This window comes from Rhizobium sp. R634 (genome assembly GCF_002211305.1).
Classification (GTDB): Bacteria; Pseudomonadota; Alphaproteobacteria; order Rhizobiales; family Rhizobiaceae; genus Rhizobium.
Window position 1 is genome coordinate 478,184 of record NZ_LOKW01000001.1, and the last position, 20,452, is coordinate 498,635.

The following is a 20,452-nucleotide window of genomic DNA, read 5'->3' on the forward strand; positions in this document are numbered from 1 at the left end:
AAGTCTCGGTCTTGTAGCGTTTCGGGTGGGCCATGAGTGGTTTTCTGCATACCAACCTGCACTGTCTTGCGCTCGTTGCGCGTCATCACGGCGTCGATCTTTCGCCTGAGCGACTGCAGCACGATTATGCCGTCGGCAACGATCCGGTGGCCGTGCGGCAGATGCTCCGGATGGCCAAGGATGCCGGCCTCAGGGCGAGGCATCTGACCCTCGACTGGCGAAGCCTGTTCCAGCTCGGCGAGGCCTTCCCGGCTCTTGCCGAACTTTCGAACGGCAACTGGGTGGTCATCGCCGGCGCCATCGGGGAGGGCGAGGACGAGAGGATCCGCGTTCTCGACCCGCTTGCCGCCCGCCAAGAAGTCATGTTGCTGAGCGAGGAGCAATTCGCCAAGGCCTGGTTCGGATCGGTGGTTCTGCTGAAGCGCAACTATCGCATGTCCGATGAGGACCGGCCCTTCGGCTTCCGCTGGTTCATCCCCGAGATCATCAAGCAGCGCAGCTTCTTCCGCGATGTGGCGCTCGCCGCCTTCGTGCTCTATGGCCTCGGGCTGACGACGCCGATGTTCTTCCAGCTCGTCATCGACAAGGTGCTCGTGCATCAGAGCTATGCGACGCTGACGGTTCTGACGATCGGTATCGCGGTGGCGCTCGTCTTCGACGCGACCTTCAGCTTCCTGCGCCGATATCTGCTGCTCTACGCCACCAACAGGATCGACATCCGGGTGGCGACGCGCACCTTCGGCCATCTGCTCAACCTGCCGATCGCACTCTTCGAGCAGGCGTCTGCCGGCGTTCTCGTCAAGCATATGCAGCAGACGGGGCGCATCCGCGAATTCCTGACCGGTCGGCTGTTCCTGACGCTTCTCGACGGCGTCTCGCTCTTCGTCTTCGTGCCGATCCTGCTTCTCTACAGCGTCAAGCTGACGCTCGTCGTGCTCGGCTTCGCGGCGCTTGTCGGTCTGGCGGTGATGATGCTCGTCGGGCCGTTCCAGCGCCGCCTGCAGGCGCTCTACCAAGCCGAAGGCGACCGGCAGGCCCTGCTTGTCGAAACCGTGCACGGTATGCGCACCGTCAAATCGCTGGCGCTGGAGCCGCGCCAGCGCAAGGTCTGGGACGATTATTCGGCCCAGTCCATCTCCGTGCGCTTCCGCGTCGAGAAGATCTCGACCATCGCCCAGTCGCTGACGGGGCTTCTGGAAAAGCTGATGAGCGTCGCCATCATCGGGCTCGGCGCGCTCGACGTGTTCTCAGGCGCGATGACGATCGGCGCGCTGGTCGCCTTCAACATGCTCGCCGGCCGCGTCTCCGGGCCGCTCGTGCAGATCGTCACCATGGTGCATGAATATCAGGAAGTGGCGCTGTCCGTGCGCATGCTCGGCGAGATCATGAACCAGCGGCCGGAACAGGCGGGCCGCGGGCGCGGGGTCAGGCCACATCTGCATGGCCGCATCGAATTCGACAGGGTCACCTTCCGCTATGCGCCCGACGCAGCACCTGCGCTCGACAACGTTTCCTTCGCCATTCCGGCAGGCTCGGTCTTCGGCGTGGTCGGCAAGAGCGGCTCGGGCAAGACGACCATCACCCGGCTCATCCAGGGGCTTTACCAGAGCCAGGAGGGGCTGGTGCGCATGGATGGCTATGACAGCCGCGAAATCGACCTGGTTCATCTCAGAACCAGCATCGGGGTGGTGCTGCAGGATAATTTCCTGTTTCGCGGCACTGTGCGCGACAATATCGCCGCCGCAAAACCCGATGCCAGCATCGAGGAAATCATGGAGGTCGCCCGTGTCGCCGGCGCCGAGGAATTCATCGAGCGGCTGCCGCGCGGCTTCGACACGATGCTGGAGGAGAACGCCGCCAATCTCTCCGGAGGCCAGAAGCAGCGGTTGGCAATTGCGCGCGCGCTGATCACCGATCCCAAGCTTCTGATCTTCGACGAGGCGACGAGCGCGCTCGACCCCGACAGCGAGGCGATCATCCGCGAAAATCTCAGCCGCATCGCCGCCGGCCGCACCGTCATCATCGTCTCGCACCGGCTTTCGACACTCGTCGACGCCGATGCCATTCTCGTCATCGAGCGGGGCAAGGTCGCCGATATCGGTCGGCACGATCAGCTGGTGTCGCGCTGCATGACCTACCGCCACCTGTGGTCGCAGCAGATGAGGCAGGTCGCATGAACGCGCATATCAGAAAATCCGACGAAAACATGCCGGTGCCCACAGAGAAGAGGCCTGCAGACAAGGGGCCTTCAAGCAGGGGCGGGCAACTTGTAGCCCGCCCGCCGCTGCCGCCGGCAATCGCGGAATTCCAGTCCGATGCGGTGGAACTCGAGGAACGCGCGCCGCCGCGCGTTGCCCGCATGACGCTCTACTGCGTCACTGCGCTGCTTGCCGCGGTCATCACCTGGGCCTCCGTCTCCTCCATCGATGAAGTGGTCATTGCGCCGGGAAAACTCGTCACCACGCAGCCGACCATCGTCGTCCAGCCGCTCGAAACCTCGATCATCCGCACGATCGACGTGAAGGCCGGTGAGGTGGTGCATGCCGGGCAGACGCTCGCAACCCTCGACGCCACCTTCAGCCAGGCCGATGTCGATCAGCAGCAGGCAAAATTCGCCGCGCTTGACGCCCAGGTGAAGCGCATCGAGGCGGAGCTTGCCGGCGACGACTACACGGTCATGGCTGGCAACACGCCGGACGAGATGCTGCAAGTGCAGCTCTTCGGTCAGCGGCGGGCCTTTTACATGGCGCAACTGCAGAATTTCGAGCAGCAGATCGCCGGCCAGTCGGCCGCACTTGCCGCCAGCAAGAACCAGGAGGCCGTGCTCATCGACCGGCGCGACACGCTCTCGCAGATCGAAGGCGCGCGCACGCGGCTCTACGACAAGCAGAGCGGCTCGCTGATCACCATGCTCGGTTCGCGCGACGCCCGTCTCGACGTCGAATCCGATCTGACCGCCGTCCGCGGAAAGGCCGACGAGGCCGCCCACGCCTATGCCAAGCTCCGGGCTGACCGCCAGGCCTTCATCGAGGATTTCCGCCGCGCCGCCATGGAGCAGCTGGTGGAACTGCGCGGTCAGCGCGACATGGCCGATGAAGAGCTGAAGAAGATGGAACTGCGCCGCAACATGGTGTCGCTGACCGCACCCGCCGATGCCGTCGTGCTCGATCTCGCCCAGCGCTCCATCGGATCGGTGGTGCGCGAAGCCGAACCGATCGTGACCCTGGTGCCGATCAACGTGCCGCTCGAAGCCGAAGTCTCGATCAACACCCGCGACATCGGCCGCGTGGCTGTCGGCAAGGAAGCCCGCGTCAAGCTCGACGCTTATCCTTTCCAGAAATACGGCACGGCCTCGGGCGAGGTGAGAACCATCAGCCAGGATACATTCGTCACCGGCCAACAGGAGCAGACAGAGACCCCCAGCCAGCCTGCCGCCCCCTTCTTCAAGGCGCGGATCCTGCTGGCCGACACCCGGCTGAATGCCGCAGATGTCCCGGTGCGACTGCTTCCCGGCATGACCGTGTCCACGGAAATCAAGGTCGGCAAACGAACGGTGATCTCCTATTTCCTGTATCCACTGCTGCGTGGCCTCGATAACGCAATTCGCGAACCGTAGGACGCGGCAGGGTGATGTCACGTTGTTTGACCGAAGCCCGGACGAAGCGCTTGTCATTGAGCTCAGGCTGCCGGGGCAGTCACGGCTTTCCACTGCCCCATTGCGCGGATCCGTTGAATATGGGTGGCGAGGCGCTTCTGGCGCGACAATGGCCAGCGGGGCTCGCGATGGCCATCCCTGATCGTTCTTGAGATGAAGGTGGAATTCAAAGAGGATAAACATCCCAGCGAACGATACCTGCGGCGGATTCACCCGTCGCAGGTAGAGCTTGCCTTGTGAAGAGTCGGCAAGCAGGTGGGCTATTCTTGCGGCGGATAACACCGCAAACGCCGAAGCGATCGGCTTATCAATGCGATCGAGGCTTCTTGTTCGCGATGAGCATGACGAGGTCTTCGGAGGCATCTGCGAGCGCCAGCGCCAGTTCCTCTGCGAGCCAGCCGCGTTTCTGCAAATTCACGAGCATTTCCACCATGGCGACTTCGACTGCGCTTCTGCAGCTCGAAATCGGGTTCAATTCTATCTGTTTCTCGTTGCTTATGGTGGTCATCTTAGCCTCCGTTCTGCACATGAAAGCGCAGGTTCGTGTAAAATTCATCGAAGCGTCGAATAGATAGGGGTTGCGTGCAAGCCTCGGCTCATTACGCATAGACACAGATGGCGCCTCGGCTGCGCGCAACCCCTCGCTCCACCGTCACCCGCCCATCCGGCATCAGGAGCGTCTTCCATAAAATGCGATCGGGCAAAACTCGCATTGCTGGCAACAAGAATTCTTCTGCGGTTCGTATCGAGAAGAATTCAATCGTAGGCCGAAGCTTGTCCAAAGCCTGCAGGAATATCACTCGGATAGTCACGACTATCCTCTCGCGGTCGCCATGTTTTCTTTTGATTGGTGTCGCTTCGCACTTGAAAGTGCTCTGCAACTACCTTGCGTCGCCACATGAGATATTGCTGAATCTCAGAACTGCTATGGCCTCAACCATTGCTTATTTAGATACAGGATCAGCACGCATTTGTCGTTATCTTCGCATCCCGTAAATTATCATTTCGTACATTTCTGCTCGGATTAGAATATGATAGATGATTTATACACGTAACGTTGCGGCCGTCTTGGAACAGAATGATTTTAGGCTCTTTGGCCTAAAATCTGAATCCTGTTCTAAATTAAAGAGTTAGAGCATGATGTCGTCCGAAAACCGCTCACACTTTTCGGCATCATGCTGGAACGGCACGGAAGGTTCAGCCCCGCGAGAACGTTTGTTTCGCTCTCAATTTCAAAAGGCATGCGCGGGAGGGATTGGATGAGTAAGGAGTCCGAACCTGGAGATGACCTCCCCCAGGAACAGGAACGGCCGGACCAAAGGGAGCGGCGGCGGTGGCCTCGCGAACCTGCGATACAAAAGGAACATCGCCTGGATGTGCCGCCTGCGCTGGTTCCCTTGCATTTCTCGACGCAGGATCTGCCGCCGAAAGAGCAGTTCGAGGCCTGGCGCGCGCATATGGCGCCGCTCGTCGATGTCCGTCTGCCGGACCCAAGCTCGGCGGACGACGGCTTCCTCGCCGAACAGGTTGGCTGGCGTCTTGGTGACGTCCTCATCATTCAGCAGCGCGCGCAGGCATACAGTTTCATTCGCGATCAAACCATGCTGCGCTCGAGCCCCATTGACCACTGGAGCGTCGGCCTGTTTCGCAGCGGCCGGGCCTGGACCGAGGTTAACCGGCGCGTCACGGAGGTCGGCCCCGGCGAGGCACTTTTCACATCTCTCGGTCATCCCTATCGCGGACGAATGATTGATTCCGTCGCCGTGCTTGTTTTCTTGCCCTATGAATTGCTGGCTGCGAATGCGAGCCTTCTCCAGGGGGGCAACAATACGGTTCTGTCCGGCAGCCTGGCCGAATTGCTTATAAGCTACATGACTGGCCTGGAAGCAAACCTGAGCAGTCTGACCGCCGGGGAGGTGCCGCGGGTGGTGCAAACGATTTCCGATATGGTCGTCGCATGCGTCGCGTCGTCCACAAGGCCGGATACGGGCCAGATCCCGACCGGCATGGGCATGATGGAGCGGGCGCACCGCTACATTTACCTCAACCTCCATTCAGACGATCTGACCCCCGACGCCATGTGCCGTGCGTTGGGCATCTCGCGCACGCGGCTCTATCAATTGTTCGAAGCGAGCGGGGGCGTCTTCAACTACATTCGCAAACGTCGATTGCTGCAGGCCTATGCGGATCTCAGCAACCCGGCCGACAACAGGCAAATCTCCGAGATCGCCGAGGCCGCCGGCTTCAACGCCGCTGCCAACTTTACGCGTGCTTTCAGCCATGAATTCGGGCTCAGCCCACGCGACATAAGAAAAACCGTCGCAACTGAGCGCCCGGTTGTCCCGGCTGCGCTTCCCGCGCCTCGTCGCGGGACCACAATCGGTGATTGGCTATGATCTGGTGTCCGAGGCCTCCGCTCAGGCAAGCCTGAGATCCACGCCCGGATATAGCTTCTTCAAGTTCGGAAGGGATTTCGACTGCCACGGATATTCCGAGCTTCCGCGTACCGTGAATTGGACATTCGGCTTGTTGCGGACTTCGATCGTCAGCTTCGCGAGCAGGTTGATCCCGGAAGAATTGAGAAATTGCAAGCCTGTAAGGTCGACGGTGACGCGATCCGGAGCGGCTTCCAGAATACTCATGACAAGGGAAAAGATGGGTGCATAGGCTTCGGTATTGGGCAGGCGCATGATTCCGTCGAAGAAGATTTCCGTACCTTCCGACCAGACCTGATATTCTTCTTCCTTGATTTCCATATCCACTCTCTCGTTAATTCGAGGCATCTGGAACTGTGATGGACGCATAGGTTTCAAGCGGAATTCTGCCATCCGGCTTCTCCGCGCCAAAAACCCATGCAAAATGGGCGCCGTAGTCACTCATGAGAGTGAGAAGCCCGAGACCAGAGATGGTCGAATCCGCGTCTCTTGCATTTGCCTCTATCTTCTCGATGAGGAGGTCGCCCGGATCGCTGATGGTGATTTGCGACAGCAGATGCTGGAATTTCCGGGAGGCTTCCTCATCGACGAGATTGGAGACCTTTGCGCGAAAGACATTGTTCTCAACCGAAGCCTCCACGACGATTTCGCCGGCTGCGCGGAATTTGACCGCATTCTCCACAAGCTCGTTGGTGAGATAACCGACATTATGCCGGACCTCCCTATAGAGGCTATGGGATGTGCGGTAGCGCAAGGCGACGAACTCGGCGACGAAATCCGAGGTGATCGCGCAATGTTTCCAACCGAGATCGAGGGGGCCCTCGAAAAGGCGCAGCCGCGTGATATTTTCGCCCGTTCCGATCGCCAGATCTTCCAGTCCATATAGGATCGTCATCCCTTCACCTGTGCCTCATAACCACGAGCGTGATGTCGTCATGGATCTTCTGCGTGCCGATATGAGCCATTAAATCCTCAATGATCCCGACCTTCATGTCCTCGGCGCTCAAGCCGTATCGCCGGCCGGCGCTATCGCAAAGCCGCTCGATGCCGAAGAGTTCACCATTGTGATCCTCGGCCTCGGTCACGCCGTCGGTGTGCAGAATGATGATATCGTCGCGGTCAAAGGATACCTCGCGTGTCGCCACGAACGATGAAATATCCGGTTCCAGCCCGATCGGCAGGCCGAGGTCGAGCGTGTCGATCCGCTCGACTTTTCCGAACTTGCGAACGACGATCAGCTCCTCGTGCTGGCCCGACAGCGTCAGGCGTCTTCCGTCGTAGTCCAGAAAGGCGAGGGAAAGGTGCTTGTTGGTGCTGGTCCTGACGAGGTTTTTATAAATCGCCCGGTTCACGCTGTTCAGAAACTGAGAAGGCTCCATGTCGCCGGCCTCCTGCAATGCCCGCGCGATCGACTGGACCATCAGCATCAACACGCCGCTTTCCAGGCCGTGTCCGGTGACGTCACCGATGCCGATCTTCAGCCGCTTTCCATCCCTCAGGACATCGTAGTAGTCGCCCCCAACCTCGTCGGCGGGGCGCATGTAAGCAGAGATTTCCAGATCCGGAATTTCTTCCAATTCACCGGTCTTGGGCAGAACCATCATTTGGATCCGGCGCGCAACCGCAAGCTCCGCGCCCAAGCGCAGGTTTTCGCTGCGCAATTGTCTGTTCAAGGTGGAGATTTGCTGGTTGGCTGCTTCAATCTCCTGCGTTCTGTCCTCCACAAGCTGCTCGAGATTCTCCGTATGGAAACTGATCTGCTCAGCCATGCGGTTGAAGGCCAATCCCGCTTCTCCGACCTCATCGCGTGTGGGGATGTCCACCCGAACGGAATAGTCCTTCGCCTGGATGCGTTTGGCGGCTTCGGCGAGCGAGCTGATGCCCCGGGTGATGCGCTTCGATATGGCAAAAACGGCTGCGATGACGAAGCACAGCGACACCAGAAGCGCCAGGATCTGGTAGATCAGAATCCGGTTTGTCGCCTTTGAAATTCCGGCTTGGGCGGCAAATAGCGACGCGTAGATCTCCCGCTCCGGCACGACGATGCCGAGCAGCATGGCTTCGCGTCCGACGGGGCCGGAAACCCAAAGGTTCGTCGGCTGCAGCTGTTTCAAGACGACGAGGTAAGGAACCTTTTCGCCATTTTCATCAAGGAGAATATGGCGTAACAGCCCGTCCTCACCCAGCGGCAGTTGCGCCACTTCCGGCTGCGTACTTCCTTTCAGCGAACGGTTCAGGCCCGTGACACCTTCGCCGCCCTGATTGTTCGATGCACGCAATCCGATGATCTTCTCGCCGGTCGGATTGATGGCCACGACGTTTCCATCCGACATGGCCAGGAATCCGAAGCCGTTATCGGCAACCTTGACGTTCTCGACGATTCCGGCCAGCTGGTCGAGCGTGATATCCGTTCCGGCAGCGCCGGCCACTTTCTTACGGTCGGGGGACCAGAGCGGCTGAAAGAAGCTGACGATGAGCTTGCCGGTGATTGCATCCGTGTAAGGCGCCGTCTGCGTAATCTCGCTGCCGGCCAGCCGTTTTTCCTCGCCTCTGCCCCATCCCTCCCACGACTCGTAAAGTCCGGGAAAGAAAAAGGTCCAGAACTCCGCGCTGTTGTGGCCCGGATAGAGTTTGTCGAAGGTCTGGGCCTGCTCCGTGTAGGGCGCCGTCCTGAAGATCGGACGCTCCTTCGGGCCGATATAATACATCTGCAGCTTGGACAGGCCGTCCGACAACAGGCTCGGCGCGACCAGGTCGAGAACGGCACTGTTATCGATGTCCCTCTGGACATCAGGCAAGGGACGGTGATCGGGCCCCAGCAGATAACCCCAGATGCTGACGACGGATGGCGAGCCCGGCAGGTTCTGAGCCCATCCTCCTTTCTCATCGTAGACGACTTTGGCGCTTTCCGGAGAAGCGAGAGCCATGGCCTGACCGATCTGAGTTTCTCTGGCGGGACGATCGATCTGTTCCTGAAGAACCCCCGCCAATGTGGCGACGTCGGAGTGGACCTGGCTGAGCAGCAGGTTCACATGTTCTGCGGTTACTTCCGCATAGGATCGGATATAGCCCTGATTGGCCTCCTCCAGGCCTTGGCCGACCTCGGCGGTGGCATCCCGAGAGAGCCTTTGCACGTTCCAAAGCGCCAGGCCTCCGGTCACCAGCAGGTCGAACAGCACGGCGCTGCCGACGACGAGGACGAACTTCGCACGAAACGAGTTCAAGCCAAAACGTGCGACGTGCCGATCTGCTTTCATGATGGCTTGCGTCCGGACGCCGCCCAGATTGGCCAGCCGGCATAGCCCTTCGGATGAAGGGCGGCAAAAATATGGTCCCTGAAACCCAGTCGAAAGCGTTCTATGAAATCGGAAGAATCCCCGCGCCTGACAGCCATTTCTCCGGCATAGACATTTTCCCAAGCCGAGATGACGTCGGCAAAGTCCTGCGGGTCGCCGTCGAGATTGGTGACCATGAAAGACTCGACGAGAATATTGTCAAAGCCGGCGTCGGTGAGATATCGGCGGCTTTTCGGGCCGAGTTCCACGTCCATTTCGAAGTGGCTGAACAGCTTTGCCACCTCATTATAGGTCCATTGGATGCTCTGTGAGCGGGGTTCTCCCAAGCAGTGCGAATTTTTCTCGTTGGTGATGTATACCCGCCCGCCGGGCTTGCAGATCCGGAAGAGTTCCTTGAGAAGCACATCCGGCCGATTGAATATCTGGAGCGAGTGACGGCAAGTCACCAGGTCGAACTGGTTGTCTTCGAGCAGCATCTCGGAGGCGTCGCCGAAGGTATATTCGATATCGGCAACTTCGAAGCTGGCGGCCATGTCGCGGGCATAGGCAAGACTTGCTCTGGAATGGTCGAGGGCGACGATCCGGCTCGGCCGGAACTCCTTTTTGACGAGCATGGCGAAATCACCGATGCCGCAGCAGATATCGGCCATCGCGATCCCCGGGCGCATGCCGTGACGGGGAAGGATGGTGCGCTCGTGGCGCCAGGTCATCTTGGTTTGCGTGCGCAATATCGGGATGAAGCTCGGATCCTCGACGAAGCTCTGCCCGGGGTAAAATCCGGCATCATAGACCTCCACCGTGACCCGCGGCTCAAGGCTGCCGAGGTGCTTGAACATGCGCTCGGTCCAGCCGACGACGCTTGACGTCACCACGACGAAACGAAGATCGGTCCTTGTCCGGCAGGTGTCCAGCACAACGCGGGCAAAAGCCTGAAATGCAGTGTTATTCATCTGAACAAGGCGTTTTATATTGATGTAGAGAACGCCTCGGACATCGTCGATTGCGTTCCTGAAGATGCAGAGGCTGGAGCCTATCTCGTCGACGGAATGTGGCCGGATCACGCCCGCCAGGAAGAATTCCTGGCTGTTGGAGTCGAATTCCGCAAGGAAGGGGGCCGTGCTCAAAGTGTGCTTCCTTCAAGCGGCAGGTCGACGACCAGCGTTATGGATGCTGGAGCGGGCTCCTCCAGACGCAGGCGCGCATCGAAGTTGATCGCCAGATCGAGAAGAATGACCTCCCTGTTGGGCGCCTGGTCCATTGAAATGGCGCTGAGATAACGCGCGAGCGCATCCTTTTGACGGGTTCGCGATACCGCCTCGCGGTAGAATTCCCGCTGCTCGGCAGGGCACGTGAAACTGAGCCTCACGCGTTCCGTCGCATCGCGACGATAGACTGCGCAGTCTATCGAACCCTGCGGGGAAGCGCCGCGGAATGATACTTCCAGCAGTTCGTTGAGAGCAAACGAGAAGAAATTCGAATGCCGAATGGGATCGGTGCGATTATGGCTGATCATCCGCGCCACGAAGGTCGACAGCTGATCGCAATGCTGCCAATCGGAAAGAAATGTCGCCATGTCCATCTCGAACCGCAGAAGAGGCTTGAAGGCCGCTTCCGCTGACATGTCGCTGACTGCATTCATGCCGTTTCCTCCTTCCCATATCCCCCGTCCGAGAGAGTTCAAGAACCCGATGCTCACGCTCGCCGAGGATCTAAAGGCGGCATTGATCTGGAAATCGGGAAATTTTCGAAGGGGACGGGCTGCATGATCCTGCCGACGAAAGCACCGATCTCTTCGGCAGGCATCGGCTTGCCAAGGAAATATCCCTGCAGCCGGTCACATTTTGCTTTTTTGAGCCAGGCGGCCTGTTCCGCGGTTTCCACACCTTCGGCCGTGACGCTCATGCCGAGCCCGTGGGCAAGCGCAATGACGGAGCGGACGATCGCCTGACTTTTGCTATCGCTCTCGAGATCCTTGATGAAATATTGGTCGATCTTGATCGTATCGAAGGGGAAGTTTTTCAGGTAGCTGAGCGAGGAATAATAGGTACCGAAATCGTCGAGCGAAATCTGCACGCCCAGCATGTTTAACGTATTGAGCGTGTCGAGATTGTTGATCGTGCGCTCCAGCAGCACAGACTCGGTGATCTCGAGTTCAAGGCGGTCGGGGCGGATGCCGACGAGGTCCAGGGTTTGCGCAATGCGGTCGGTAAGGCCGGCGTGCAAAAATTCCGCCGGCGAGAGATTGACGGCAACCGTAAAATGGGGCGGCCACGACATTGCATCGCGGCAGGCCTGTTCAAGCGTCCATTGACCGATTTCGCTCATCAGACCGTCCGTCTCGGCCATGGGAATGAAGATATTGGGCGGGATGATGCCAACGACCGGATGACGCCACCGCAACAGTGCTTCAAAGCCGACGATCGAAAAAGGTGGCTGTACGAGCGGCTGGTATTCGATGAAGAACTGACCGTCTCTAAGAGCGGTTCGCAAACTGCGGCGCAGCGTCTCCCGCTGTTCCAGAACCATGAGCATGGCGCGGTTGAACTTCCTTGCCCTGTGCCTGCCTTCCTCTTTGGCCGCATAAAGGGCGATGTCCGCCGCCTTCATGAGCTGTTCGAATTCGTTTCCATCCGAGGGGGCAACCGCAATCCCGACGCTTGCGCCGACAAAGACATTGATTCCCTCGACCGTGAACGGCGCCCTGAAAGCGCCGACGAGCGCTTCCGCCAGGCGCTCCGCCTCTCGCGGCTGGTCGTTTCTTCGTTGAATGACGGCGAACTCGTCACCGGCCAATCGATAAGCGAATTCCTGCTCACCAAGGACGTTCCTGATGCGCTCGGCAGCCATCTTCAAGACGGTGTCGCCGGCGCCGTGGCCCAATGTGTCATTGACCGGTTTGAAATCGTCGAGGTCGATTTGCATGAGGGCAAATCTTGTCCCCTTTGACACCGGCAGGGCGCTGCGCAGTTGATCGCTGAATTGCCGTCGGTTCGGCAGTCCGGTCAAAACGTCGTGGGTCGCTTGGTGAAAAAGAAGCGCACGGTCGTTTTCAGCAGGACTATACGTCCCGCGCAAGCTCGGCTTGCCGTCCGCTTCGACGACGCCCAGGCCGCGAGGGCTGCGGAAAACCGTCAGCGTGCGCTGATCTCCCGTCTTTGCGTTTGCCACCTCGATGTTTCGTGGCAATCCACTCGAAAGCACGAATTCGACCGCAGATTTGGTCGAAGGGGCCAGGAGTTCAGGATAGACATGCCACAAGGTGGCCTCGACCAGAGAATCGACGTCATAAGTTTGCCGATGCTTTGCCGAGCGCTCGGTGAGATGAAAGCTCTCGTCATAAAGAGAGACGAGCTCGTCGGTACCGGCAAGGAGATGAGTTTCGACAGAAGCAGACTGTGTCGCGTCGCCGCCCGGCATCCTTTCCTCTCCTTCCAAAGAGTCCCTTTGAGATACCTGCCAATCCATCTGCGCCTGCTTGGTTCCGATCTAATCAAAAGATGGCATCTAATTTAGATAATACTGAATAATGATCGCACAACGTGTCGCGGTCAATGCCACTCGACCGAGGAGATAGTGGTTTTCCAGATCGCATTGATAGTGCCGTGTATATGTGCGGATGCATTGAAGTTCCGACTTCGTCCCCACGTTGTCACGCGCCGGGCTAAAACGTGCGCGTTCGCCCGAATGACCGCAACAGCAGATTGAGAGAGACGGCAACCTTGTCTATGTCGCGAATGTCCCGCGAATATTGACCTGTGTAGAGTTTCACAATCATGCTGTCGCGGGCAGAGCCGCTGAGCTCGAAATAGAGATGCAGGTAATAGGCTTGTTTATCGCCGCCGCGGCTTATGCTCCGTCGCCGTTGCGTGACCTGTCCGAGCTCGGCCTCGAACGGCGCGAAGCCGGGAAGTTTCAACATGACAGATTTGGATTGAAACCGGGCCATGGTGGGGACTGCAACGACCGCCTTGTCCAGCGCCAAACTGACGATTTGTCCAGGGACATCGTCTACGATAGCCGGTTCATCCAGCTTGAACGCATGAAACAGGCGCCGGGGTTTCTCAAAGCAGATGAGGGACGCGATGAGCAGGACGACGATATTGATCCCTGACCACCAGGCCGCGACCGGCGAAAACTGACCCTGTACATTCGACGTTTCCGGTACGACGTTGACCAGCAGACCAACGACGGTGACCGTGATCATGCTTGCGATCCAGGCGAAGCTGTAGCGGTCGAACTGGTTCGCCTCGTTGCCGCTGCCCTTCGGCGTCACCCTGAAGGGCTTGCCAAATGGTTTCACCAGGCTGGAAACCACGGTCGGCAACATGCGGAATGTCGCAAAGGTCCCGACAGCGCTTGATATCACAGGCAGATAGCGCGTCGGCGTGATCCACAGCATCAGCAGAAAATACGCCGCCAGCAGCGGCACCTGATGAGAGACATAATCGGCTACGTCAGTGAAATAGAGCGGGAGCAGGCCGAGCCAGAGATAGACGATGGGGACAAGCAAGATCGTGAAACGGACCAGATACTGCACCAGCCATGATGCCGGCAGGAACATGATCCGTTGAAAGAGCGTCAATCCTGGGCCGCGCAAAGGGCCATTATAAAGGTACAGGGTTTGAATACCCCCCTGGCACCACCGTTCGCGCTGCACGAAATAACCGGTCAGGTTTTCGGCGGCCAGTCCCATCGAAAGCCGCTCGTTCAGGTAGCGCGTCTTGTAGCCCTTGTTGAGCATCGAAAGGGTTGTCAGCAGGTCTTCCGTGATCGACTCCGTCGGAAACCCGCCGATTGCATCGATGGCCTCGCGGCGGGCAATCGAGCATGATCCGCAGCAGAAACTGACGTCCCAGGCATCGCGGCTCGGGGCGATCTCATCGAAGAACAGGCGCTGCTCGTCCGGCCAGATATTCTCCAGGCCCAGATTCGATTGCACCGGATCGACATTGAAGAAATGTTGAGGCGTCTGGACGATGCCGATGCTTTCATCTGCAAAGAAGGGCAGCGTCCGGCGAAGGAAATGCCGATAGGGAACAAAATCGGCGTCGAAGATCGCAATAAACTCGCCCGAGCTGACCTTCAGCCCATTGTTCATATTGCCGGCTTTGGCATGGCTGTTGTCGCCGCGTGTGACGTGGATGGCGTTCTTTTCCTCGCAATAGGCCTTCAGCCAATCGCGGCGTTGATCGTCAAGCACATACACATTCAATTTGTCGGCGGGATAATCGAGCGAGAGGGCGCCGATGATGGTTCGCTCGAGCACGTCGAGCGGCTCGTTATAGGTGGGAATGAAAACATCGACGGTCGGCAGTTCACGCCGCTCCCGCGCGAAGAAAACGCGAGCCAGCCTGTCCGCTTCCGCGCTCCGGTCGACGTAGCGGCTCATCAAGACCAGAAAAAGGATGACTTCGATGCAGGCCAGAACCTCGACGATAAAGAGGATCCAGACCCAGTAGAAACTAGGGCCGTCGTTGGGATAGGGAAGCACCGTCTCCGTCAGGCGCCAGAACATGTATCGCAGTGCGACCGCGGCGACAAACGCGCAGGTCACCGCCCGCGTCCAGGTGTGATGGCGCGACCAATTGAACGGCCCCAGGAAGAAGAAGGCCAAAACGAACAGCGTTGGAACCAGCGCTACAAGATACTGAACCACAGGTTTTTGACCCAGTTGGTTACGTTGATGCCGTGTTTGGAAAACCGTACCTGCACCGTGCGCCCTACCTGGCAGAAATTCGCAAAGTCGTCGTTCATGAAGGACGGATCGAGGCGAACCCGAATGCGGGCGTTGCGTTGCGTCGACGGCGGCAAACTGGCGGCAAAGGAATCGGTCTCGACGGAAGCCGAGCTGCCCCTGACGGAAATGACCGTACCCTTGAAGACATCGCTGCGGCCGAACAAGCGCACCTGCGCAACAAGCCCTGGATAGATCTCATCATAATTGACCTCGGGAACGAGGATATCCACGAACAGCTCCCGGCAGTCGAGCAGGCGCACCAGCTCGTTGTTCAGCACAACGTTGGAACCGTCGACGATACTCCTGCTCCAGACAACGCCGTCGAACGGCGCTATTGCGGTTGCGGATTCGAGGCTGCTGACGCGGTTTCTCTCTTCGGCCAGCTGCTTTTGGACTTCGGTGGCCCGTGTCTCATTTTCCGCGATGCGCGAGTTCAGGTCGTTGATGCGAACGACGACTTCGTCTTCGCGCTGTCGCGAATAAGGCACGTCGTTCTGCCCGTCGCCGAAGACAAAGATGCCCTGGCGGACCGCATTGAGCCTTTGCTGCAATTGATCGACGGTGAGATTGCTGATTTCGACCTCGCCGCCCGTCGCAGCTCCGGCGGCTCGCGCGGCCTCGACCAGCTTCTGCGTCAGAATGCCTTTCGATTCGAGTGCCATGCGACGGTTCAGGTCGACCTGAGCGACCAAGTCCTGAGCCTGCGACACCTCGACCTTCTTCCGCAGGATTTCGACTTCGCGTTCGAGATTGGCAATGGTGGTCTGCCTGTAGACTTCCAATCTGGTGGACAATTCGTCGCGAAGCGCGGAGAGCTCCTCCCGCTCCTTTTTCAGCGCCGCGACGCGGTCGAGCGCCGTGTTGCGATCTGCCTCGAGCGAAGCGAGGATTGCGCGATTGACGCGCGTATTTCTGATTTCTGCGAGAGATTGTCCGCCTTTGACCGGGCTGCCGACCTTAAGGGGCTCTTCCGCAATCGTGCCGTCGATTGGGGCATTGACGATCGCGAACCGGGCATTGACCGTGCCATCAAGGCTCGTAAAGCCGGTGATCGCCGGCAATGAGACGACAGTCACGAGTGCCAGCAGCAGCAGGCCGACAATGATGCGTGTAATGCGATGGTTCCAGATCATGCGGACATCCGAAGGTATCGCTTCTGCAGCCATCCGCACCTATCGAGCCGGCACTAACGGATGCAACTCATTCTTGTATAAATTAGCGCATCGAAAATTAGTAGACAAGTGATGGTCGCAAAATGGATTGCCATTATCTGACAGGATCGCGGGCGGCAGTTCGAATTGGTTCAAGGCGTTCACACCTATCGGGTCAAATGTGGCGGACTGCGAAGGCAATCTCTGCGACGGTAGCAATTCGGTAGGCTTTCACTACGTTTTAGAAAATCTAACAGGTTCCCCGATCTTTCTAAATTGAGCTAATTTCTCATGTGGCATACGTTTTGGTCAGAGCTGCTCGGGAGGCAGCTGGGAGTGGCGGCTAACCCCGTACTTCCCCGGAGGAAATTAGAGCGCATTCAAGCCACCGTGAATCAGCTGGGCGAGACGCTTTGCTGCGGTGGATCCTTATGCGCTTTTGTTTGCGGGGCACTCCTCAAACCCATTTGCTAGCCGAGGACGTTGTCTCATGAATCTCTATTCTCTACTCTCTTTCCGCGCCGCCAATGGTAAACCCGTGCGGGTCGGGCTGATCGGCGCGGGCAAGTTTGGCTCGATGGTGCTGGCGCAGGCTCAGCGCATCGATGGTCTCCATATGGTGGCTGTTGCCGACCTCGATGTAGGCAAGGCGAAGGAATCCATGAACCGCGTTGGCTGGCCGAAGGAGCGTTATTCCGCCACCGACAGCGGTGATGCGATCAAGAACGGCACGACCTTCGTAACGGACGACGTCAACGCATTGTTCGAATGCGGCGAAATCGAATGCGTCATCGAAGCGACGGGCCACCCGATTGCCGGCACTCGTCATGCGCTTGGAGCGATCGAGCACAACAAACATGTGGTCATGGTCAATGTCGAAGCCGACGTGATGGTCGGCCCGATCCTCGCGGAAAAAGCCCGCGCCAAGGGCTTGATCTATTCCATGGCCTATGGCGACCAGCCGGCACTCATCTGCGAACTTGTCGATTGGGCCAGAGCCACGGGCTTCGAAATTGCATCCGCCGGCAAGGGGATGAATTTCGAGCCGCGTTACCGGTATTCGACGCCGGATACGGTCTGGGGCCTGTTTGGCTGGACCGAGGAACAGGTGGCTGCGGACAATCTCAATCCGAAACTCTACAATTCCTTCACCGACGGCACCAAGGCCGCGATCGAGATGGCGGCGGTTGCCAATGGTACGGGCCTTGATTGCCCGGATGACGGCCTCGCATTCCCGCCGGCGGGTCTGCATGACCTGGCTCGGGTTTTCCGTCCGGTGGCCGATGGTGGCCGCATGGCACGTTCCGGTCTGGTCGATATCGCCGCCAGCCAGGAACCGGATGGCCGCGAGGTGTTCAACAACATCCGTTACGGCGTCTTCGTCACGTTCAAGGCGCACAACGAATATGCGCGTGCTTGCTTCAAGCAATACGGCCTGCTGACCGATCCGTCGGGCTGGTATGCGTCGATGTGGCGTCCCTTCCACATCATCGGCCTCGAAACGTCGATCAGTGTGCTGTCAGCTGTGCTCCGCAACGAGCCAACCGGATCTTCCAAGGAGTTCCGTGGCGATGCCGTCGCGACCGCAAAGAAGGACATGCAGCCCGGCGAGATGCTGGACGGTGAGGGCGGTTATGCTGTCTGGGCCAATGCCATTCCCGCAAGCCGCAGTCTTGACCTGAAGGCGCTGCCGATCGGCCTTGCACACAATGTCAAGCTCAAGCGCGCGATTAAGAAAGACCAGATCGTGTCGTTCGATGACGTCGAAATCGTCAAGGACCTGGACGTCGTCACACTTCGTCGGGAGATGGAGGATCGTTTCCGCCCCGCCAAGATCGCGGCGGAGTGAGTGTCGTGACAACGCTGAACAATAAAGCCTTCGTCGTGATTGCGGAGTTCCAGGTAAAGCCCGGCAAGCTCGCCGCTTTTCTGGAGGCAGCGCGTGACGACGCGAAACACTCGGTCGCCGATGAGCCGGGTTGCCGACAGTTCGACGTCATCTGCCCGGAAGGCTCCGACGATACGGTCGTCTTCTACGAAGTCTACGACAGCCGCGCGGCGTTCGACGCCCATCTGGAAACGCCTCACCTGGGGCGTTTTCGGGAGGCCTTTCCGCCACTGATCGTGGAAGAGCGGCCGGTTCGCTTCTCCGCGCGGCAATATCCTTGATATGCGGGGCATACAGTCATGACCAGCAAGATCAATCGCATTGCCGTCATCGGTACCGGCATCATGGGTGGGCCCATGGCCGGTCGCCTGGCTGACGCAGGCTTTCAGGTTCAGGTCTGGAACCGAACACCGGAAAAGGCCGCTGTTCTTCAGTCGAAAGGTATTTCGATCGTGGAGCGGGCAGACTCCGCAGCGAAAGATGCTGATGTGGTCGTCTGCATGCTCAGCTCCGGCCCGGTTTGCGAAGCGGTGTTGCTTGGCGACGGCGGCGTTGTCCGGGCAATGCGGCGGGGGTCAATGCTGGTCGTGACGACCTCCATCCCCGTGGAAACGGCCATTGCGATCGGCGAGGCATCTGCAGCACGAGGCATCGCCTGTCTCGATGCACCGGTTTCAGGCGGGGAGAAGGGGGCCAAGGAAGGCACGTTGGCGATCATGGCCGGCGGTGACCAGACAGCGGTTGACTGTCTCCAACCTGTGTTTGCCTGTCTTGGCCGTGTCACGCATGTCGGCCCGTCTGGCAGCGGTGCGCTGACGAAGCTTGCAAACCAGCTGATCGTCGCATCAACGATCTGCGCTGTCGCCGAAGCGCTGACGCTGGCTGCACGTGGCGGAGCGAACCCCGCCCGGGTCCGTGAAGCGTTACTCGGCGGGTTCGCCGACTCGACCGTCTTCCGGCAGCACGGGCTGCGCATGGTCGAGAGCAATTTTGCGCCCGGCGGTCCGGCGAAATATCAGGTCAAAGACACATCCACGGCGCTGGCTTTTGCGCGAAGCCGTGGCTTGAAACTACCGGTCGGCGAGGAGGTTGACCGGCTCTTCCAGGCTATGGTCGATAATGGCGATGGCGATCTGGATCACAGCGGGATCATCCGCGAATTGCAACGCATTAATCAACAATGAGCATGCCAAACGCATGCTAGTTTGACCATCAACGGGAGGAATGACCATGAAAAACTATACCCTTCGCAGCCTGATTGCTGGAGCGGCTCTGATGACCGCCTCGATCGCCAACGCGGAAACCCTGACGCTTTCCACGCCGGACGCGGACACATCGGAAATCACGCTCGCTGCAAAGAAATTTGCCGAAATCGTGTCGACCAAGACCAATGGCGAACTCACCATCAAGGTGTTCCCGAACGGCACGCTCTATGGCGGCGATCCGTCTGCAGGGGTGAAGCAGCTGGCCGGCGGCTCGCTGGACATGTTGCTCAACTCAACATCGCTCTACGCGACCTTCAACCCAAAGTTCACTGCGATCGCGATACCCTATCAGTTCCGCGATATCGAGCAGCTGCGGGCCTATCTTGACAGTGACCTCGGCCAGGAACTGCAGTCGGACCTCGGCAATATCGGCATCAAGGGTGTCGATCTCTGGTCGCGTCCGCTGCGCCAGATCACCAATTCCAAGCTCGCCATCACGTCACCCGCCGACATGAAGGGCATGAAGCTGCGCGTCCCGAACAACCCGCTGTGGGTCGAGTTTTTCGGCGCCATGGGTGCCGCCCCTACGCCGATGGCTTTCGCGGAGGTTTATAACGCCTTGCAGCTGAAAGTCGTCGATGGTCAGGAGAATCCGATCAATGTGCCGGTCAGCGCCAAGCTCTACGAGGTCCAGAAATACGCAACGATCAGCAACCACATCGCCGATGCCTGGGTTCTGGGCATGAACCCAGCACGCTACGATGGCTTGAGCGACGCGTTCAAGGCGGCACTGAATGATGCCGCCAAGGAAACGGAAGCCTGGAAAGCGGCGAATGATGCTGCGGATATCGAAAAATCGCTCGCGACACTGAAGGCGAATGGCATGGAGGTCAACGAGCTGACCGACGATCAGCGCAAGGCCTTCGTCGATGTCGCTGCAGGTCTCGAGGAGAAATTCTCGGCACTCGTGAAGGACCAGTCCTTCTTCGATCGCACGCGCGCCTTCGCCACCACGAACTGATGCCTCGCCGGCACTTTGCCTCAAGGCAAGGTGCCGGTTTTCCATCCGTCCATGCACCTCTGTT

At 58.9% G+C, this 20,452-nt stretch carries 16 protein-coding genes; 7 read left to right on the plus strand and 9 right to left on the minus strand.

Annotated features, from left to right (window positions below):
• The first annotated feature begins 32 nt into the window (after positions 1–32).
• Positions 33–2,177 (plus strand): peptidase domain-containing ABC transporter, encoded by a 2,145-nt coding sequence (locus ATY77_RS02065; protein ID WP_088685858.1) that lies wholly within the window; start codon positions 33–35, stop codon positions 2,175–2,177.
• Entirely contained in the window at positions 2,174–3,616 is a 1,443-nt protein-coding gene (locus ATY77_RS02070; protein ID WP_088685859.1) for an HlyD family type I secretion periplasmic adaptor subunit, read from the plus strand. Before ATY77_RS02065 ends, ATY77_RS02070 begins: the two co-directional genes overlap by 4 nt.
• A gap of 346 nt (positions 3,617–3,962) precedes the next feature.
• Here ATY77_RS02070 and ATY77_RS02075 read toward each other — a convergent pair whose 3' ends face one another.
• Positions 3,963–4,163, minus strand: coding sequence for a hypothetical protein (locus ATY77_RS02075; protein ID WP_088675771.1), 201 nt, complete (start codon positions 4,161–4,163; stop codon positions 3,963–3,965).
• Between the two features lie 751 nt (positions 4,164–4,914).
• On the opposite strand from ATY77_RS02075, the gene ATY77_RS02085 reads away from it, so the two are divergent.
• Positions 4,915–6,051, plus strand: coding sequence for a helix-turn-helix domain-containing protein (locus ATY77_RS02085; RefSeq protein ID WP_088685861.1), 1,137 nt, complete (start codon positions 4,915–4,917; stop codon positions 6,049–6,051).
• A 21-nt stretch (positions 6,052–6,072) separates the two neighbouring features.
• On the opposite strand, the gene ATY77_RS02090 is transcribed toward ATY77_RS02085, so the two are convergent.
• The 8 genes from ATY77_RS02090 to ATY77_RS02125 all read right to left on the minus strand — a co-directional run bounded on the left by ATY77_RS02090 (position 6,073) and on the right by ATY77_RS02125 (position 16,256).
• Positions 6,073–6,411 carry a hypothetical protein gene (locus ATY77_RS02090; RefSeq protein WP_088685862.1) on the minus strand — a complete coding sequence of 113 codons (339 nt, stop codon included), beginning with the start codon at positions 6,409–6,411 and terminating at the stop codon, positions 6,073–6,075.
• A gap of 13 nt (positions 6,412–6,424) precedes the next feature.
• A complete protein-coding gene (locus ATY77_RS02095; protein WP_088675774.1) occupies positions 6,425–6,985 on the minus strand; it encodes an ATP-binding protein in 561 nt (186 codons plus the stop codon).
• 4 nt (positions 6,986–6,989) lie between these two features.
• On the minus strand, positions 6,990–9,347 hold the full coding sequence (locus ATY77_RS02100) for a SpoIIE family protein phosphatase (protein WP_088685863.1): 2,358 nt from the start codon (positions 9,345–9,347) through the stop codon (positions 6,990–6,992).
• Positions 9,344–10,510, minus strand: a complete 1,167-nt coding sequence (locus ATY77_RS02105) for a class I SAM-dependent methyltransferase (RefSeq protein ID WP_088685864.1) — start codon at positions 10,508–10,510, stop codon at positions 9,344–9,346. The genes ATY77_RS02100 and ATY77_RS02105 overlap by 4 nt, the downstream gene beginning before the upstream one ends.
• Positions 10,507–11,025, minus strand: a complete 519-nt coding sequence (locus tag ATY77_RS02110) for a ubiquinone biosynthesis methyltransferase UbiE (protein ID WP_088685865.1) — start codon at positions 11,023–11,025, stop codon at positions 10,507–10,509. Before ATY77_RS02110 ends, ATY77_RS02105 begins: the two co-directional genes overlap by 4 nt.
• A gap of 53 nt (positions 11,026–11,078) precedes the next feature.
• Positions 11,079–12,803 (minus strand): EAL domain-containing protein, encoded by a 1,725-nt coding sequence (locus tag ATY77_RS02115; RefSeq protein WP_088685866.1) that lies wholly within the window; start codon positions 12,801–12,803, stop codon positions 11,079–11,081.
• 244 nt (positions 12,804–13,047) lie between these two features.
• On the minus strand, positions 13,048–15,042 hold the full coding sequence (locus ATY77_RS02120; RefSeq protein WP_088685867.1) for a glycosyltransferase: 1,995 nt from the start codon (positions 15,040–15,042) through the stop codon (positions 13,048–13,050).
• Complete coding sequence (locus ATY77_RS02125; protein ID WP_088676076.1) at positions 15,024–16,256, minus strand: HlyD family efflux transporter periplasmic adaptor subunit; 1,233 nt, start codon at positions 16,254–16,256, stop codon at positions 15,024–15,026. Before ATY77_RS02125 ends, ATY77_RS02120 begins: the two co-directional genes overlap by 19 nt.
• 508 nt (positions 16,257–16,764) lie before the next feature.
• On the opposite strand from ATY77_RS02125, the gene ATY77_RS02130 reads away from it, so the two are divergent.
• The 4 genes from ATY77_RS02130 to ATY77_RS02145 are packed head-to-tail and all read left to right on the plus strand — an operon-like array spanning position 16,765 to position 20,388.
• On the plus strand, positions 16,765–18,123 hold the full coding sequence (locus ATY77_RS02130; protein WP_088685868.1) for a Gfo/Idh/MocA family oxidoreductase: 1,359 nt from the start codon (positions 16,765–16,767) through the stop codon (positions 18,121–18,123).
• Between the two features lie 14 nt (positions 18,124–18,137).
• A complete protein-coding gene (locus ATY77_RS02135) occupies positions 18,138–18,443 on the plus strand; it encodes a putative quinol monooxygenase (RefSeq protein ID WP_088686240.1) in 306 nt (101 codons plus the stop codon).
• A gap of 18 nt (positions 18,444–18,461) precedes the next feature.
• Complete coding sequence (locus ATY77_RS02140; RefSeq protein WP_088685869.1) at positions 18,462–19,346, plus strand: NAD(P)-dependent oxidoreductase; 885 nt, start codon at positions 18,462–18,464, stop codon at positions 19,344–19,346.
• Positions 19,347–19,392: 46 nt separating this feature from the next.
• Positions 19,393–20,388 (plus strand): DctP family TRAP transporter solute-binding subunit, encoded by a 996-nt coding sequence (locus ATY77_RS02145; protein ID WP_088685870.1) that lies wholly within the window; start codon positions 19,393–19,395, stop codon positions 20,386–20,388.
• The last annotated feature ends 64 nt before the right edge of the window (positions 20,389–20,452 follow it).

Bases quoted from the DNA above. Each gene is read 5' to 3' on its own strand.
- ATY77_RS02065 (WP_088685858.1), top strand. From the start codon at position 33: ATGAGTGGTTTTCTGCATACCAACCTGCACTGTCTTGCGCTCGTTGCG.
- ATY77_RS02070 (WP_088685859.1), top strand. From the start codon at position 2,174: ATGAACGCGCATATCAGAAAATCCGACGAAAACATGCCGGTGCCCACA.
- ATY77_RS02075 (WP_088675771.1), bottom strand. From the start codon at position 4,163: ATGACCACCATAAGCAACGAGAAACAGATAGAATTGAACCCGATTTCG.
- ATY77_RS02085 (WP_088685861.1), top strand. From the start codon at position 4,915: ATGAGTAAGGAGTCCGAACCTGGAGATGACCTCCCCCAGGAACAGGAA.
- ATY77_RS02090 (WP_088685862.1), bottom strand. From the start codon at position 6,411: ATGGAAATCAAGGAAGAAGAATATCAGGTCTGGTCGGAAGGTACGGAA.
- ATY77_RS02095 (WP_088675774.1), bottom strand. From the start codon at position 6,985: ATGACGATCCTATATGGACTGGAAGATCTGGCGATCGGAACGGGCGAA.
- ATY77_RS02100 (WP_088685863.1), bottom strand. From the start codon at position 9,347: ATGAAAGCAGATCGGCACGTCGCACGTTTTGGCTTGAACTCGTTTCGT.
- ATY77_RS02110 (WP_088685865.1), bottom strand. From the start codon at position 11,025: ATGAATGCAGTCAGCGACATGTCAGCGGAAGCGGCCTTCAAGCCTCTT.
- ATY77_RS02115 (WP_088685866.1), bottom strand. From the start codon at position 12,803: ATGCCGGGCGGCGACGCGACACAGTCTGCTTCTGTCGAAACTCATCTC.
- ATY77_RS02125 (WP_088676076.1), bottom strand. From the start codon at position 16,256: ATGATCTGGAACCATCGCATTACACGCATCATTGTCGGCCTGCTGCTG.
- ATY77_RS02130 (WP_088685868.1), top strand. From the start codon at position 16,765: ATGAATCTCTATTCTCTACTCTCTTTCCGCGCCGCCAATGGTAAACCC.
- ATY77_RS02140 (WP_088685869.1), top strand. From the start codon at position 18,462: ATGACCAGCAAGATCAATCGCATTGCCGTCATCGGTACCGGCATCATG.
- ATY77_RS02145 (WP_088685870.1), top strand. From the start codon at position 19,393: ATGAAAAACTATACCCTTCGCAGCCTGATTGCTGGAGCGGCTCTGATG.